A 16,285-nucleotide genomic window follows, 5' to 3' on the forward strand; every position below is an offset into this window, starting at 1 on the left:
TTGAGTAATTTACAATTACCTTGACACTGGCGCACCGCAGGCGGCGCCTCACCCGATTCCACCTCCGATGCGGATTGCCATGCCTGCCGATGCCAAGGGCGAGAGCCTGCGAACACCTGAAAAAAAGCCGCTCTGGCTGCTCAGTTGCGTGCTGTCGCTGTGCGTCGGCCTGGTGTTCCATATGGCGGCATCGATGTCGATCGACAACGACGCGCGCATGCTGTTCGACAGCCTGACACATTCCACCAAGCAAAGTATCAATATGCGCGTCAAGTCGTACACCGATTTGCTGCGCGGCGCTGCCAGCCTGTTCCGTGCCAGCGACCAGGTCAGCCGCGAGCAGTTCCACGATTACGTAAGCAGCCTGGACTTGCGGAAAAATTTTCCCGGCGTGATGAATCTCAATTACTGCAAGGCGCTCGACGATGCCCGCCGCGCCGCTTTCGAGGCGGCCATGCAGCACGACTACCCTGCCGGGCGCGACGGCTATCCCGCCTTTGCCATCGACCCGCCGGGGCCGCGCGACTGGTATTCCGTGCTGGTGTATATCGAACCGATCAGTAGCGCGCCGGAAAAATATGGCCATGACATCGCCGTGCGCCCGGCCGTCGCCGAGGTGCTGGCGCAGTCGCGCGATTCGGGGGAAATCAGTAATTCCGGCCTGCCCGTGCCGATGCCGGGCCGCTCGCAACTGACCGGCATGGCCATGCGCCTGCCAGTCTACCGCCACGGCATGCCGGTCGCCACGGTGCAGCAGCGCCGCGCCGCCTACCAGGGTTCGGTGGGCCTCGGCTACGACATGGCGCAGATGGTACGCGGCGTGCTGGCCGAGATGCCGGTGCGCAATGTTCGCCTGACCCTGTTCGATATCGGCACGCAGGCCACCGAACCGCAGCCGCTGGCGCGCGACACCCGTCCCATCTTCGACAGCGCGCCGGCCGGCAGGCAGGCACCGTGGTGGCAGCCGGGCGGTTCGCGCAAATATCTGAGCAGCACCATGCTGATCGACTATAACGGGCGTGTCTGGCAAGCGCTGTTCAGCGTGCGCAAGAGCGACCTGTACACGCCATTCGAAACGTATCTGCCCTGGCTGGCGCTGCTGGTGGGCTTTACCGGCAGCACGCTGCTGTACACCGTGCTCCACACCCTGGCCTCGTCACGCCTGCGCGCCATCCGCATGGCCACCGTGATGACCGACGAATTGCGCGCCAGCCAGTTGCGCCTGCAGCAATCGCACCAGAAGCTGCGCCGCCTGGCGGCCCACGCCGACCATATCAAGGAAGAAGAACGCAAGCGCATCGCGCGTGAAATCCACGATGACCTGGGGCAAAACCTGCTGGTGCTGCGCATCGACGCCGACATGCTGGCGTCGCGCACGCAGCAGCGCCATCCGCGCTTGCATGCACGGGCGCGCGCCACCCTGGGCCAGATCGACGCCACCATCAAGAGCGTGCGCCAGATCATCAACGACTTGCGCCCCACGGTACTGGACCTGGGCGTCAACGCCGCCGTGGAATGGCAGGCGGCGCAGTTCCGCGCGCGCACCGGCATCGCCTGCGAGGTCAGTGAAAGCCATGGCGACATCAGCGTCAGCGACCAGTGCGCCACCGCCCTGTTCCGCATCCTGCAAGAATCCTTGAGCAATATTTCCCAGCACGCCAACGCCAGCCGGGTGCGGATCAGGCTGGAAAAAGACCATGGCAACGTCTCGCTGACCGTCAGCGACAACGGCGTGGGCGCCGGCGCCGACGGGCGCAACAAGCATGGCTCGTTCGGCCTGGTCGGCATCGAGGAACGCATCAAGCTGCTGGGCGGTACTTTCCTGATCGACAGCAGTCCCGGCGCGGGCATGAGCGTGCAAGTGACCGTGCCGCTGGCGGCCGGCATGCAAGACTTCTCTCATCAGTAAGACCACTACGCTCGCTATCAAGATGCAAGCCGCCGGGCCGCGCGAGGCGGCGGCGCTGGCTTGCGCCGAGCTCGATTCGATGCAATATTAGTGGTTTCCTAACTGACTTTTCCAGGAGTCCACGCTACCAGCCAGCATCCACGCCACTCCCTGCGCAGTCTTCCCGGTGACACTCTTAAAGGATATTCATGGATACGAACGTAGATTTCAAGGCAATTGCCGATCTGAACCTGGACGCAATCAAAGTCAAACTGATGCACCGGGAATCCGGCGAAGGCTGGAGCCTGGACAAGGCCAATGCGGTGGAGTTCGAATACCGCCGCTTCCTGATCCTGATGAAGCAATTCCCGGAAGAGGAAACGGCGCCGTTGATGGATGTCGATACCTTCTGGCACTACCATATCCTCGATACCCTGAAATATGCGGCCGACTGCGAACAGGTGTTCGGCTACTTCCTGCATCACTTTCCGTATATCGGCCTGCGCGGCGAAGACGACGAAGCGGCGCATCAGCGCGTGGGCGAGCGCATGAAGCAGTTGTATGAACAGACGTTCGGCGAGGACTATCTGCGCGCCGAGACGGCGTATTCAGGCCGCGCGGTACAGGCGGCGTATTCGGGACGTGCCGTGCAGGCCGCCTATTCGGGACGCGCGGTGCAAGCGGCGTATTCAGGACGCGCGGTGCAGGCGGCAGCCTACTCGGGCCGCGCCGTGCAGGCAGCGTATTCGGGACGGGCAACGGGGGCGGTGACGGCGTTTTCCAGCGCGCCAGCCTCGCTCAGCGCGGCACTGGTGGCCACGTCCACCGCATCGTTGGCCGATGGTGACGTCAAGCGTTTCTATGTCGACAGGCCGGTCTTGCGCCAGGACAATGCATAAAGGTTGATGGCGGATTCACCATCCCGGCTGCCGCACGCGGCAAGCCTGTTTACAACCCAGACGGCAGCTCTCAGTTTGCCGTCTGTCTGGCCACACTCACGCAGCCATCAGTTCGCGCAGTTCGCGAATGCTGAAATCGCTGATTTCGTGCATGCGGATCAGGATGGTGGCGCCGATCGGCAGGGTGTTATGACGAATCTTGCTGATCACGGGCGGCGCCACTTCCAGCGCACGCGACAGGGCCGCGTCGTTTTTCAGTTGCAGCTTGTCGATGATGGCATCGAGCACGCGGTTAGGGTTATAGGTAGGCAAAGAGGTAATTTGTTTGAGAGACATGGTGAGAAATCCGTACTTGTTGTATTAAGGCAAAAAAAAGACTGGTCGTCGCTTTTGCGCTAATTCAGGGTCAACACACTAAAAAGCGCCATTGCTTGTGCGGCTTTTAGCCGACAGGCAATATAATACACTTATTTGTTGATTTTTGCTTAACTTGAGGCAAAAATGTGACAATTGAAGAGAATTTGCGCGTTTGGAATGTGCTAGAGGATAACTCAAAACAACATACTTTGCTGCAAGTCATCCATTTTCAGCAAAATGGAGACTGCCATCGAGATACCAGGCCAGCAGCAGCAAGGCGCCCAGCCATGCCAGGTCGACCGATAGCTGCCAGCCCCGTAGCGCGATGGCGGGCGGGCTGACCGGAATGCCGTGGCTATGGCGCCACGCCAGCTGGCGGCGGATTTCTTCGGGTGCCGGCGGTGGCTGGCGCGTGCGCCCCCGCCGCCGCATGTAGGCGCGCACCTGCTCCTTGCTCGGCCGATTCACGCCAGCCATGGCAGGCTGCCGCCAAGCTGGCGGAACTCAGGAAGAGAAGAAAATGGTCGCTGCATGACGGCCACCATAGCGCCTGCCCGCCGCAGCGCGTTTGCGCCAGCTCAATCGGACAATCCTGGGCCCCGCGCCGACCGCCGCAGCGGCCCGGGCGCCCACCAGGTTTACTTGTTTTTCTGGCGCACGCGCTGCTGTTGTTTTTCCTGCGTCTGCTGGCGGTTCTGCTTGCGCTCGTACAAGGTGACGGCGTCTTTCTTGGCCTGCTCCACTGTGCGCATGGCTTCGTGGTCGTCGTGCGGCACGAAAAATTCGGCGTCCTGCGCCGCCATGACCAGCTTGATGGCGGCCTCGTCATCGAGGTCATACAATTCCGTCAGGACGGTGGTCACTTCGTCCAGGAATGCTTCGTAGGTCAGGGTAGTCATGGGGTAATCCTTGGTTGATCAGGCGCGCGGCAGACAGGCTGGGCAAGTTCCCCGGCCTGTGAAAAGTGCGGAAACAACCGCGCATTTTAACTGATGCCGGCCTTGCCGTCTGTCAGTAACTGCAAAGCATCGGCGACGCGCGCATAGCGCAGGCGCACGCCCAGCTCGCGCTTCATGCGGCGATTGTCCAGGCGCCGCGATTCGGACATGAACGACAGCAGCATCGGCGTGACCACCTGCTTCAGTTCTTCACGCGGCAGCCGCGGCGCACGCGGCAGGCCGAACGCATCGGCCACCGCATCGAAGTACGCCGCCATCTTCATTTCGCTGTCATCGCTGGCGTGGTAGACGCGCCCGCCCGCCCGCATGCGCCACAGCGCGTGCAGGACGATGTTTGCCAGGTCGTCGGCATGGACATGATTGGTATGCACGTCGTCAAGCTCGGCCAGCGCCGGCGTGCCTTCGCGCAAGCGTTTCAGTGGCAGGCGGTCGGCCGCATAAATGCCGGGTACGCGCAGAATCGCCAGCCGCGCCGCGCGGCGGGCGCCCCAGGCGCGCAGCACGGTTTCGGCGTCCAGGCGGCGCCGCGCGCGGGCGTTCGACGGCGCCGGCGTGCGCGTTTCGTCGATGCGGGCGCCGCCGCAATCACCATATACGCCGCTGGTGCTGACATACACCAGGCGCGCGTGCTCAGGTAAAATGGCGGCCAGATTGCGCGTGCGCCGGTCCAGCAGGCCGGTCGATTGCGGCGGCGCCAGGTGCACGATCCACGGCGCCAGCCCGGCCAGCCGGCGCAGGCTGGCGCGGTCGTCGAGGTCGGCCACGATGGGCACGGCGCCGGCGGCCCGCAGTTCGGCACAGCGTTCAGGCTGGCTGGTGACGGCAAACACGCGAAAACGCGCGCCCAGCAAGGGCAGCAGCCGCATGCCGACATCGCCACAGCCCAGTACCAGCAAGCGCGGCAAGCCCAACGGTTTGCGCAAAGTAAGCTTTAACATATTTTTCATCTCAAGGATTGTATGACTTTTCAAGTTACTGTTCAGCCCAGCGGCCACCAATTCAGCTGCGAAGCGGACGAAACGGTGCTGGCGGCGGCGATCCGCGCCGGCGTGGGCCTCCCCTATGGCTGCAAGAATGGCGCCTGCGGTTCCTGCAAGGGCAAGGTCGTGTCCGGCAGCGTACAGCACAAGGCACACCAGCAGCGCGCCCTGACGCCGGAGGAAGAAGCGGCCGGCATGTCGCTGTTCTGCTGCGCCATCACCAGCGCCGACCTGGTCATCGAAGCGCGCGAAGTGGCCGGCAGCAGCGATTACCCGATCAGGAAAATGCCGTCGCGCGTGACCAGCCTGGAAAAAGTCGCGCCCGACGTGATGGTATTGACCCTGCAATTGCCGGCCGCCGAGCGCCTGCAGTACCGCGCCGGACAGTATATCGAATTCATGCTGCGTGACGGCAAGCGCCGCTCCTACAGCATGGCCAGCGCGCCGCAGGACGGCGGCCCCGTGACCCTGCATATCCGCCACCTGCCGGGCGGCCTGTTTACCGACCAGGTCTTCACCACCATGAAGGAACGCGATATCTTGCGCTTCGAGGGCCCGCTGGGCACCTTCTTCCTGCGCGACGACTCCGACAAGCCGGTGGTGCTGCTGGCCTCGGGCACCGGCTTTGCGCCGCTGAAAGCCATCGTCGAGCACATGATCCACGCGCAGTCGACGCGTGCTATCACCCTGTACTGGGGCGCGCGCCGTCCGCACGACCTGTACATGGATGCCCTGTGCCGCCAGTGGGCGGCCGACTTGCCGCAGTTCACTTATGTTCCGGTGGTGTCGGATGCCCTGCCGGAAGACGCCTGGCAGGGCCGCGGCGGTTTCGTGCACCAGGCTGTCATCGCCGACCTGCCCGACCTGTCCGGCCACCAGGTGTATGCCTGCGGCGCGCCGGTGATGGTCGATTCGGCCAAGCGCGACTTTGTCCGGCAATGTGGCTTGCCCGACGACGAGTTTTACGCCGACGCCTTTACCACCGAGGCCGACCTGGCCAAATAATGCCGTCCGGAGTGCGGGGCGGCGCGGCCGCCCGGCCTCCCCCTGCCCCACTCTGGAAAGTCTTCATGTCCTCAGCAATATCCGGCAACGGCTTCAGTGTCCTGCGCCACCGCAATTTCGCGTTTTACCTGTCCGCCCGCGTGCTGGGCACCCTGGCCGTCCAGATGCAAAGCGTGGCCATCGGCTGGCAGGTGTACCAGATGACGGGCAGCCTGTTCGACCTGGGCCTGATCGGCCTGGCCCAGTTCGCCCCCTTCCTGCTGCTGATCTTGCCGGCCGGCCATATCGCCGACCGCTACAACCGCCGCAACATCATCGCCTGGTGTTTGACGGCGCAACTGGCCTGCGCGCTGGCGCTGCTGGCGTTCACCATGACGGGCCTGTCCATCGTCTGGCCCGTGTTTGCCGTGCTGGTGCTGTTCGGCAGCGCGCGCGCCTTCATGATGCCGGCCACGCAAGCCGTGCTGGTCAACATGGTGCCGAAGGAAAGTTTCAGTCGCGCACTGGCGCTCAGCTCGTCGAGCTCGCATATCGCCATCATCCTCGGCCCCACCCTGGGCGGCCTGCTGTATATCTTCGGCCCCAAGGTGGTGTACCTGATCTCGTCGGCGCTGCTGGTGCTGTCGGTACTGCTGATGCGCGCCACCACGCCGGCGCCGCAAGTGGTGAAACGCGAGCCGGTCAGCTGGTCGACCCTGCTCGAGGGCCTGCATTTCGTCTGGTCGCGCCCCATCATGCTGGGCGCCATTTCGCTCGACCTGTTCGCGGTGCTGTTCGGCGGCGCCACCGCCCTGCTGCCGGCGCTGGCACACGATGTGCTGCATATCGGCCCGACCGGCCTGGGCCTGCTGCGCACGGCGCCCGGCATGGGCGCGGCCGTCTGCTCGATCGCGCTGGCCTTTTACCCGATCACGCGGCGGGTCGGCGCCTGGATGTTCGGCGGCGTGGCCGTGTTCGGCCTGGGCACCATCGTGCTGGGCTCGACCGGCACCTTCCTGGTGGCGCTGGTGGCGCTGTTCCTGATGGGTATCGGCGACATGGTCAGCGTGTATATCCGCCACCTGCTGGTGCAGTACGAAACGCCGGACGAGATCCGCGGCCGGGTCAGCGCAGTCAATTCCGTGTTCATCGGCGCCTCGAACGAGCTCGGTGAATTCGAGTCGGGCGTCACGGCCGGCTGGTTCGGTCTGGTGCGCGCGGTGCTGTTCGGCGGCGCCGCCACCCTGGCCGTGACCGGCATCTGGGCGATGCTGTTCCCGGTATTGTCGCGCATGGACCGCTTCCCCCACCACGAAAAGGAAGAGGCCGCCAAAACGGCCGCCGGCAAGCCCGCATAAGGGCTACCATGCGCTATCGTTCACTATGCCAGCCTGCGCCATGAAAATCCCGCTGCCCTTCCACGGCTTTGTCCGCAGCCGCCCCCACCTGAGCCTGGCCATCGTGATCGGCGTGGCGGCCGGCGTGCTGTTGCCGTCCGGCTGGGAGGCGATGACGCGCGTGCTGACGGCGTGGAATATCGCCGTCTGGCTGTATCTGTTCACCATGGGCGCGATGATGATGCGCGCCAACCATCACAAGGTGAAACAGATGGCGGCGCGCCAGGATGAGCGGGCGGCGATGGTGCTGTGTGCGCTGTCGGTGGCGTCCGTGATGAGTTTGATTGCCATTATTTCCCAGCTGTCATCGATCAAGGACATGAGCGCGGACCAGCGCGCCTTGCACTATGCGCTGACGATACTGACCCTGGTCGGCTCCTGGTTTTTGGTCGGTACCCTGTTCTGCTTTCACTATGCCCACCTGTATTACCGCGCCGACGCCAGCCTGCGGCCCCTGAAATTCCCCGACGACGAGCAGGACCCCGACTACTGGGACTTCCTGTATTTCGCCTTCACCCTGGCGGTGGCCGTGCAGACCTCGGACGTGACGGTGCAGACGCGCATGATGCGCAAGATCGTGCTGGGCCAGTCGGTGCTGAGCTTTTTCTTCAACCTGGTGGTGCTGGGCCTGTCGATCAATATCGCGGCCGGCCTGATCAACAATTAGCTTATTTGACCTGGCTGAAGGGTTAAGCCCCACTTAATTGTGTGGCGCCCTTGAAATCCGTCAAACAGGAGTAAGATAAGTCACATACAAGGTCATGTATCGGAGCAGTAACCGGGTGGAATGACTGGCAAGCGACGTGCCGCCCGTGTGGGTTTTTTTCGAATTGACAGGAGATAGCATATGCAAATCAATATTCAAACCGACAGCACCATCGCCAACAACGCTGGACTGAACGAACATGTGCAATCCGTACTCGAATCGGCACTCAGCCGTTTCCGCGACAACATTACCCGCATCGAAGTCCACCTGAGCGATACCAACGGCCCGAAAGGCGGCGCGGACGATATCCGCTGCGTGATGGAAGCGCGCGTGGCAGGCTACCAGCCGATCGCCGTCACCGAGCAGAACGCCTCGGTACACCAGTCCGTCAGCGGCGCCACCGACAAACTGAAACGCGCCATTGACAGCGCCCTGGGCCGCCTGCAAGACAGCAAGCGCCACGCCAGCGGCAAGAACGCCGTGAACGATACGGCTGAAGCCGAAGAAGCCGCCGAATAATTCCCCCGCTTTATAGATGAGACCTGGGCAGCCGATCAAGGCTGCCTTTGCTTTTGTGCGCCGCATGCACACCGTGCCATGGCCGCCGCTGTATCATAATTATCACGAAGTTGCTTTCAAGTCAGCCATAGTTGTTACTCCCAAGAACGCTTTACGCTATCATGATGCGCATGTTCCGCCGCCTGCGCGGCGCTGCCTCTTGGAAAGCATATCGTGGAAAAAATCGGCAATTTTGACGCTTCAGGCTGCAACATCGGCGATTTGCAGCTGTTTTCCGATGCGCCGGACGAGCGGACGGCGGCCATGCTGGCGCCCTGCCCGGTGCTGCGGCTGGAAGCGGGCGAAGCCCTGAGCGACAGCGCCTGCCTGTATATCGTGCTGCGCGGCTCGCTGGCGGTGGCGGCCGATACCTATACGGGCATGGACGACGGCACGGTCAGCAAGGTGTTGCCCGGCGAAAGCGTGGGCGAGCAAGCGGTGCTCGATGAAGCAAGCAACCTGACGGCCATTTCCGCGCTGGAAGAAACCGATGTGCTGGTGATCGACGCCGTGCTGGTATGGGAACTGATCGAACAGTCGAACGGCCTGGCGCGCAACCTGCTGCGCTTGATGTCGTTTCGCATCCGCGCCGCCAACGCCTTGCTGCGCCGGCGCCAGAAACTGGGCGAGTTCTACCGCCAGCTGTCGATGGTCGACAGCCTGACCGGCCTGTACAACCGTGCCTGGCTCAACGATTTACTGCCGAACATGATCAGCACCGCCCACGACAGCGGCGCGCCGCTGTCGCTGCTGATGATAGACCTCGACCATTTCAAGCGTTTCAACGACCGGCACGGCCACCAGGCCGGCGACCAGGCGCTGCGCATCGCCGCCCAGGTGGTGGGCGCGGCCCTGCGCCCGACCGATTTTGCCGTGCGCTATGGCGGCGAGGAATTGATGGTCATCTTGCCCGACACCAATGAACAGCTGGCGCTGCTGGTGGCCGAACGCCTGTGCGAACGCATGCGGCAAGCCGTCATCTTCGAAGACCTGCGCTGCCCCCTGCCGCATATCACGGGCTCGTTCGGCGTGGCCAGCCTGGCGCTGCGCCAGGACGAGCACGGCCTGATCGCCACGGCCGATGCGGCGCTGTACCGCGCCAAGGACGCCGGCCGCGACCGCGTTGCCCTGTAAACAAGTGCTTCAGGCTGCCGTGTCGGCCTTCTTGCTGCTGTGCGCGGCAACGAAATCGGCATAGCCCTTCTGCACCAGCTCATAGGTCTTGTCGATATTGCCGGCGATATCGCCTTGCAGCACATTCAAGCCCTTCAGGATATCGCGCGCCTCCGAAAAGCCTTTTTCCATGCCACCGCTGATGGTGCCCATGAATTTTTCCAGCGCGGCATCATTGTCCATGCCGGGGTTCTGCTTCTTGAACGCTTCGAAAAAGCCGGTCGACAGCGATACGATGCGGTTCGCCGTGGCTTCGGCGCTATTGTCCTGCGATGCCGCGTTTTGCACGGCGTTGTCGCCGAAATCGGCCTGCAGCGCTTCATTGATGCTGGTGATGGCCGATTTGTAGACCAGCGCCAGCGGATCGTTTTGCGAACTGATCGACACATTCATGGACGCCTGCAAAATGGCGGCGTTCAGTTGCAGTTTCGAGCGGTCGTTGACGCTCATCTGGGCGGTGCTGCCTTCGGCCTGCTTGACTTTGTCGTCCTTGCCGGCGACACCACTGGTGGTGTTGCCGGTATTGCTGACGGAACTGGCGGAATTGCCGCTTGCGGCGATGGGAAGTGACACGATAAGCCTCCTTGGACGGACAATGGTTGACTCCATGCGAGAATGCGCAGTACAGCTGATCCTCTCTTTGGTAATATCGGCAAGAATTCCGAAAACTGAAGCCGTGAATTTTCGCGGCACACCATGCAAGCACCATCAATGACAAACCAGACTTTTCTTTGGCACGACTACGAAACCTTCGGCGTCCAGCCGCGCCGCGACCGGCCAGCCCAGTTCGCCGCCATCCGCACCGATGCCGACCTGAACGAAATCGGCGAGCCCATCATGTTGTATTGCCAGCCTGCCAATGATTTCCTGCCCGATCCGCAATCGTGCCTGATCACCGGCATCACGCCCCAGCAATGCCTGGCGCTGGGCGTGCCCGAACACCAGTTCGCCGCCACCATCGAAGCGGCCTTTTCGGAGCCCGGCACCATCGGCGTGGGCTACAACACCATCCGTTTCGACGATGAAGTGACGCGCTTCCTGTTCTGGCGCAACCTGATCGACCCGTATGCGCGCGAATGGAAAAACCATTGCGGCCGCTGGGACCTGCTCGACGTGGTGCGCATGACGCATGCGCTGCGCCCGGAAGGCATCCAATGGCCGAAGCGCGACGACGGCCAGACCAGTTTCAAGCTGGAACATCTGAGCAAGGCTAACGGCTTGCTGCATGAGGCGGCGCACGATGCGCTGTCCGACGTGCGCGCCACCATCGCGCTGGCCCGCCTGATCAAGCAGATGCAGCCGAAACTGTTCGACTTCTGCCTGGCGCTGCACAAGAAAGACAAGGTCGCCAGCGAAATGGGCATGCACCTGGCCGCCGCCCAGCGCCAGCCCTTCCTGCACGTGTCCGGCATGTTCCCGGCCGAACGGGGTTGCATCGGCGTGGTCTGGCCGCTGGCCACGCACCCGAGCAACAAGAATGAGATCCTGGTATGGGATTGCCAGTACGATCCGCGCGAACTGTTCACCCTGGACGCCGACACCATCCGTACCCGGCTGTTCACGCGCAACGACGCCATGCCCGAAGGCATGACGCGCCTGCCCGTGAAGAGTATTCATGTGAACAAGTCGCCCATGCTGGTCAGCAACTTGAAAACCCTGTCGCCGGCCATGGCCGCGCAATGGGGCATCGATCTCGCGGCAGCGCTGGAAAACGGCCGCCTGGCCGCCGGCGCGCCGAACATGGACGCCATCTGGGCCGAAGTATTCAAGCGCCCCGCCGCCGAAGGCCGCGCCGATGTCGATGAAGACCTGTACAACGGTTTTGTCAGCAATGACGACCGCCGCCTGCTCGACTCCCTGCGCCGCGAGACGCCGGCCAAGCTGGCCAGCGCCCGCCCTTCATTCAGTGACGAGCGCCTGCAGGAACTGCTGTTCCGCTACCGCGCGCGCAACTTCCCGCAGACCCTGAGCGAAGCGGAAAGCGTGCGCTGGGAAGAACACCGCGCCGCCCGCCTGTTCGACGGCGACGGCGGCGCCCGCACCATCGAGCAGCTGTTTACGGAAATCGATACCTTGTCGGAATCGGTGGATGAGCGGGGCGAAGAGATTTTGGGCGAGTTGTACGATTATGCGGAGATCGTGGCGCCACAGCGCGATTAATGTGTGTATCGCGCAGGTCGGATTAGCGCGCAAGCGCGTAATCCGACAACACCACGATCGCCGCCAACAATGTTGTCGGATTACGGCCCCATGGGCCTAATCCGACCTACGCGGCGCGATGTTGATTGATCGCATCGCGCGTCTCGATCGCCACGCGCCTGGCCGCATCGGCAAAATCCTCGCCAGCCTGCGGCTTGGCATAGATGATGGCCCGCGAGGAACTGATCATCATGCCCATGCCGTTCGCCGTCTGGCCCGCGCCGACGGTGGCGGCGATGTCGCCCCCCTGGGCGCCGATGCCGGGCACCAGCAGCGGCATGTCGCCGACGATGGCGCGCACCTGCGCCAGTTCTTCAGGGAAGGTGGCGCCGACGACCAGCGCGCACTGGCCGTTCTTGTTCCATTTCTCGGCCACCAGGCGCGCCACCCGCTGGTACAGGGGCACGCCGTCCGTGTCGAGGAACTGCAGGTCCGAGCCGCCCGGGTTCGAGGTGCGGCACAAAATGATCACGCCGCGGTCTGGCCACGCCAGGTAAGGATCGAGCGAGTCCTCGCCCATGTAGGGGTTGACGGTGACGGCGTCGGCGCCATAGCGTTCGAACGCTTCGCGCGCATATTGAGTCGCGGTGGCGCCGATGTCGCCGCGCTTGGCGTCGAGGATCAGCGGGATGTGCGGGTAGTGTTCACGCAGGTAGCGGCAGATGTCTTCCAGCTGCTTTTCCGCGCCCAGCGCGCCGAAATAGGCGATCTGCGGCTTGAAGGCGCAGGCCAGGTCGGCCGTGGCGTCGATGATGCGCGTGCAAAAGGTGGTGATGCCATCAGGCGCGTCGCGCAATTCGGCCGGCAGCTTGGCCAGGTCCGGGTCCAGTCCCACGCACAGCAGGGAATGATTGGCCGTCCACGCGGCGGTTAACTTATCGATGAAATTCACGGCACACCTTTTCTGTATTCAGTTGCAAACCCCGTATTGTAACGCGGCCGGCGGCCTGCCCGGCGGCGCCAGGCCCGCCTGTGATACTGATTAAACCAACATTTTGTGGTGTTTCAGGTATATTTGCCCCACCGGACTCTCCTCTTACCATTACGCACGGAAACCATCATGCAAATCACCCAACAATTCACCAAATGGCTGCGCCTGGCCCTCAGCGTTACCGTGCTGGCCGGCGTGCTGACCGGCTGCGGCTACAACGATTTCCAGAGCAAGGACGAAGCGACCAAGGCCGCCTGGGGCGAAGTGGTCAACCAGTACCAGCGGCGCGCCGACCTGATACCCAACCTGGTCAATACCGTCAAGGGCTATGCCAGCCACGAACGCGAAACGCTGGAAGCGGTGACCAAGGCGCGCTCGGCCGCCACCAGCTTCCAGATCACGCCCGAGGTGCTCAATGACCCGGCCGCCTTCGAAAAATTCCAGCAGGTGCAGGGCCAGCTGTCGTCGGCCCTGTCGCGCCTGATGGTGGTGTCCGAGAAATACCCGGACCTGAAAGCCAATAGCAACTTCCGCGACCTGCAATCGCAGCTGGAAGGCACGGAAAACCGCATCACCGTGGCGCGACAGCGCTATATCGTGGCGGTGCAGGACTACAACGTGCATGCGCGCAGCTTCCCGAACAACCTGACGGCCATGATGTTCGGCTACAAGGTCAAGCCATCATTCACGGTGGACAATGAAAAAGCCATCTCGACCGCGCCAACCGTCGACTTCGGCAAATAAGCATGGGCATCAAGGCCTATTTTGCGGCACTCGTCACGGCGCTGCTGTGCGCGATGGCATTGCCGGCCAGCGCCCAGCTGGCTGCCGTGCCGCCGCTGGCAACGCGCGTGACCGACCAGGCCGCCATGCTGGACGACAAACAGAAGGCGTCGCTGGAAGCCGTGCTGGCCGACTATGAAGCGCGCACCGGCAGCCAGATCGCCGTGCTGCTGCTCAAGTCGACCGAACCCGAAGCGATCGAGCAATACAGCATCCGCGTGACGGACGCCTGGAAGCTGGGCCGCAAGGGCGTCGATGACGGCGTGCTGCTGCTGGTGGCGAAAGACAATCCCTCGTCGCTGCGCCGCTTGCGCATCGAAGCGGGGCGTGGCGTGCAGGGCGTGCTGACCGATGCGCAATCGAAACGCATCTTGCAGGACGTGATCACGCCCCATTTCAAGCAGCAGGATTATTATGGTGGCCTGGTGGCCGGCGTGGGTGCCATCGCCACCTTGCTGAACCAGGAGCAATTCCCGGCACCGGCAAAACAGGCGGCGCCGGCGGCTGCCGAAGAAGGCGGCCTGGGCTTCTGGCTGCCGCTGCTGTTCTTCGGCTTCCTGGTGGTGCTGACCCTGTTTCGTTCGCGCGGCGGCCCAAATCGCTTGCAGCGCGGCAGCAACTGGACCAGCGGCGCCACCGGCGTGGTGCTGGGCAGCATCCTCAGCCAGGCCATGAACAACCGCGGCGGTGGCGGTGGCGGCTTTGGCGGCGGTGGCGGTTTCGGCGGCGGCGGTGGCTTTGGCGGTGGGGGCGGCGGCTTTGACGGCGGCGGCGCCTCGGGAGACTGGTAATGACGCAAGAACTGACATTTGGCCAGCGCTGTGGACGCGCGCTGAAACATTGGCGCGGCACGCCGGCCACGGCCAGGGCGGCCTTTCCTGGCACCACCCTGAAAGCGATCGAAACGGCCATCGCCGAAGGCGAACAACGCCATCGCGCGGAAGTGCGCCTGATCGTCGAAGCGGCGCTCACCCCAGGCATGGCCTACCAGGGCGTGACGAACCGCGAGCGGGCGCGCGAACTGTTTGCCCACTATGGCGTGTGGGATACGGAAGACAACTGCGGCGTGCTGATCTACATCAACCTGGCCGAGCACCAGGTCGATATCGTGGCCGACCGCCATGTGGGACGCCGCATCACGCCCGAGCAGTGGCAGGCCATCTGCCGTACCATGACGGCCGGTTTTGCCAGTGGCAACTATCACGACAGCACCTTGCAGGCGCTGGGCGAACTGAACAGCTTGCTGCAGCATCACTTCCCGGCCACGGGCGAGCGCAGCAATCAATTACCGAACGAAGCCATCCTTCTCTGACCGAGTACTTATGAAACTAAGCAATAAAACCGCCATCGTCACGGGCGCCACGCAAGGCATCGGCCTGGCCTGCGCCAGCCGTCTGATTGCCGAAGGGGCGCAGGTGATGCTGGTCGACATCAAGGAAGCCGGCGCCGAAGCGGCCGCCGCGCTGGGGCCACAGGCGCACTTTTTCTGCGCCGACGTCAGCCAGAAGGCCGATGTCGACGCCATGATGACGGCCACCCTGGCCCGTTTCGGCCATGTCGACATCCTGATCAACAATGCCGGCGTGACCCACGCCGCCGATTTCCTCGACGTGACCGAGGACGATTTCGACCGCGTCATGCGCATCAACCTGAAATCGATGTTCCTGTGCGGCCAGGCAGTGGCGCGCGAGATGGTCAAGCGCAACAGCGGCGTGATCATCAATATGTCGAGCGTGAATGCGGAACTGGCGATCCCCAACCAGGTGCCGTATGTGGTGTCGAAAGGCGCGATCAACCAGCTGACCAAGGTGATGGCGCTGAACCTGGCGCCGCATGGCGTGCGCGTCAACGGCATCGGGCCAGGCACCATCCTGACCGAACTGGCGAAACAGGCCGTGCTGTCGAGCCCGCAGGCGCGCCACACCATCCTGTCGCGCACGCCACTCGGACGCTGCGGCGAACCGGAAGAAGTGGCCGGCATCGCCGCTTTCCTGGCCAGCGACGACGCCAGCTACATGACGGGCCAGACGATTTATGCCGACGGCGGCCGCATGGCGCTCAACTACACGGTGGCGGTACAGGAATAGCGGTCTCGTCAGTTATATCAAAAACCGATAATCGATATCTGAAAAGACCATTAGACATATATCGTGCGGCGCAGCATAATGCACCTGTCTCCACTATTCTCCTCCAAGAAAATAGTTTCAAGCCCGCTTTCACCAGCGGGCTTTTTTTTGTCCGGCGTGCGCCCATCACTTTTTTCAGAAAACTTGAAAGTGTCATCAGGCGGTCATGTTCGCTGGCTATACTTGCTTCATCTGCAGTACACGCAACCGATATGCGCGACGGCGGACAGGTGTGCCTTCACTGGCGCACCACTCCCCATTTTTGCCATGGCGCGCCGCAGCACCGCGACTTGGCCAGCACCGTTCACTCTTGACCCTTTTGGGTTTTCAGCCCGCTACTTAGCG

18 protein-coding genes are annotated in these 16,285 nt (G+C 62.9%); 12 read left to right on the forward strand and 6 right to left on the reverse strand.

Annotated features, from left to right (window positions below):
• Positions 1–79: 79 nt before the first annotated feature.
• Together Q8L25_RS29130 and Q8L25_RS29135 are read left to right on the forward strand one after the other, a co-directional pair.
• Entirely contained in the window at positions 80–1,909 is a 1,830-nt protein-coding gene (locus tag Q8L25_RS29130; RefSeq protein ID WP_308922705.1) for a CHASE domain-containing protein, read from the forward strand.
• Positions 1,910–2,097: 188 nt separating this feature from the next.
• Positions 2,098–2,787, forward strand: coding sequence for a hypothetical protein (locus Q8L25_RS29135; protein ID WP_308922706.1), 690 nt, complete (start codon positions 2,098–2,100; stop codon positions 2,785–2,787).
• Between the two features lie 96 nt (positions 2,788–2,883).
• Here Q8L25_RS29135 and Q8L25_RS29140 read toward each other — a convergent pair whose 3' ends face one another.
• The 4 genes from Q8L25_RS29140 to Q8L25_RS29155 all read right to left on the reverse strand — a co-directional run bounded on the left by Q8L25_RS29140 (position 2,884) and on the right by Q8L25_RS29155 (position 5,050).
• Positions 2,884–3,123: a hypothetical protein gene (locus Q8L25_RS29140; RefSeq protein ID WP_029496207.1), complete on the reverse strand. Its 240-nt coding sequence runs from the start codon at positions 3,121–3,123 to the stop codon at positions 2,884–2,886.
• A 240-nt stretch (positions 3,124–3,363) separates the two neighbouring features.
• Positions 3,364–3,621 carry a hypothetical protein gene (locus Q8L25_RS29145; RefSeq protein WP_308922707.1) on the reverse strand — a complete coding sequence of 86 codons (258 nt, stop codon included), beginning with the start codon at positions 3,619–3,621 and terminating at the stop codon, positions 3,364–3,366.
• A gap of 161 nt (positions 3,622–3,782) precedes the next feature.
• Entirely contained in the window at positions 3,783–4,043 is a 261-nt protein-coding gene (locus tag Q8L25_RS29150; RefSeq protein WP_308922708.1) for a hypothetical protein, read from the reverse strand.
• An 86-nt stretch (positions 4,044–4,129) separates the two neighbouring features.
• Positions 4,130–5,050 (reverse strand): sugar nucleotide-binding protein, encoded by a 921-nt coding sequence (locus Q8L25_RS29155; protein ID WP_308922709.1) that lies wholly within the window; start codon positions 5,048–5,050, stop codon positions 4,130–4,132.
• Positions 5,051–5,062: 12 nt separating this feature from the next.
• On the opposite strand from Q8L25_RS29155, the gene Q8L25_RS29160 reads away from it, so the two are divergent.
• The 5 genes from Q8L25_RS29160 to Q8L25_RS29180 all read left to right on the forward strand — a co-directional run bounded on the left by Q8L25_RS29160 (position 5,063) and on the right by Q8L25_RS29180 (position 9,862).
• Positions 5,063–6,088 (forward strand): CDP-6-deoxy-delta-3,4-glucoseen reductase, encoded by a 1,026-nt coding sequence (locus Q8L25_RS29160; protein WP_308922710.1) that lies wholly within the window; start codon positions 5,063–5,065, stop codon positions 6,086–6,088.
• 65 nt (positions 6,089–6,153) lie between these two features.
• Positions 6,154–7,425: an MFS transporter gene (locus tag Q8L25_RS29165; protein WP_308922711.1), complete on the forward strand. Its 1,272-nt coding sequence runs from the start codon at positions 6,154–6,156 to the stop codon at positions 7,423–7,425.
• 40 nt (positions 7,426–7,465) lie between these two features.
• Positions 7,466–8,131, forward strand: a complete 666-nt coding sequence (locus Q8L25_RS29170; protein ID WP_308922712.1) for a DUF1345 domain-containing protein — start codon at positions 7,466–7,468, stop codon at positions 8,129–8,131.
• 180 nt (positions 8,132–8,311) lie between these two features.
• A complete protein-coding gene (locus Q8L25_RS29175; protein WP_308922713.1) occupies positions 8,312–8,689 on the forward strand; it encodes an HPF/RaiA family ribosome-associated protein in 378 nt (125 codons plus the stop codon).
• Between the two features lie 213 nt (positions 8,690–8,902).
• Entirely contained in the window at positions 8,903–9,862 is a 960-nt protein-coding gene (locus Q8L25_RS29180) for a GGDEF domain-containing protein (protein WP_308922714.1), read from the forward strand.
• A 9-nt stretch (positions 9,863–9,871) separates the two neighbouring features.
• On the opposite strand, the gene Q8L25_RS29185 is transcribed toward Q8L25_RS29180, so the two are convergent.
• A complete protein-coding gene (locus tag Q8L25_RS29185) occupies positions 9,872–10,474 on the reverse strand; it encodes a DUF5610 domain-containing protein (RefSeq protein ID WP_308922715.1) in 603 nt (200 codons plus the stop codon).
• 138 nt (positions 10,475–10,612) lie between these two features.
• Here Q8L25_RS29185 and sbcB point away from each other — a divergent pair, with 138 nt between their 5' ends.
• Complete coding sequence (sbcB, locus tag Q8L25_RS29190) at positions 10,613–12,061, forward strand: exodeoxyribonuclease I (protein WP_308922716.1); 1,449 nt, start codon at positions 10,613–10,615, stop codon at positions 12,059–12,061.
• A 106-nt stretch (positions 12,062–12,167) separates the two neighbouring features.
• On the opposite strand, the gene pyrF is transcribed toward sbcB, so the two are convergent.
• Positions 12,168–12,992, reverse strand: a complete 825-nt coding sequence (pyrF, locus tag Q8L25_RS29195; RefSeq protein ID WP_308922717.1) for an orotidine-5'-phosphate decarboxylase — start codon at positions 12,990–12,992, stop codon at positions 12,168–12,170.
• A gap of 168 nt (positions 12,993–13,160) precedes the next feature.
• Between pyrF and Q8L25_RS29200 the strand changes: the two genes are divergently transcribed.
• From Q8L25_RS29200 to Q8L25_RS29215, 4 genes are read left to right on the forward strand one after another with little or no spacing between them, the layout of a single operon-like run.
• Positions 13,161–13,775 carry a LemA family protein gene (locus Q8L25_RS29200; protein ID WP_308922718.1) on the forward strand — a complete coding sequence of 205 codons (615 nt, stop codon included), beginning with the start codon at positions 13,161–13,163 and terminating at the stop codon, positions 13,773–13,775.
• Positions 13,776–13,777: 2 nt separating this feature from the next.
• Complete coding sequence (locus Q8L25_RS29205) at positions 13,778–14,605, forward strand: TPM domain-containing protein (protein WP_308922719.1); 828 nt, start codon at positions 13,778–13,780, stop codon at positions 14,603–14,605.
• Complete coding sequence (locus Q8L25_RS29210; RefSeq protein WP_308922720.1) at positions 14,605–15,126, forward strand: TPM domain-containing protein; 522 nt, start codon at positions 14,605–14,607, stop codon at positions 15,124–15,126. The genes Q8L25_RS29205 and Q8L25_RS29210 overlap by 1 nt, the downstream gene beginning before the upstream one ends.
• A gap of 10 nt (positions 15,127–15,136) precedes the next feature.
• On the forward strand, positions 15,137–15,901 hold the full coding sequence (locus Q8L25_RS29215; RefSeq protein ID WP_308922721.1) for an SDR family oxidoreductase: 765 nt from the start codon (positions 15,137–15,139) through the stop codon (positions 15,899–15,901).
• The last annotated feature ends 384 nt before the right edge of the window (positions 15,902–16,285 follow it).

It is taken from the genome of Janthinobacterium sp. J1-1 (genome assembly GCF_030944405.1).
GTDB lineage: Bacteria > Pseudomonadota > Gammaproteobacteria > Burkholderiales > Burkholderiaceae_D > Janthinobacterium.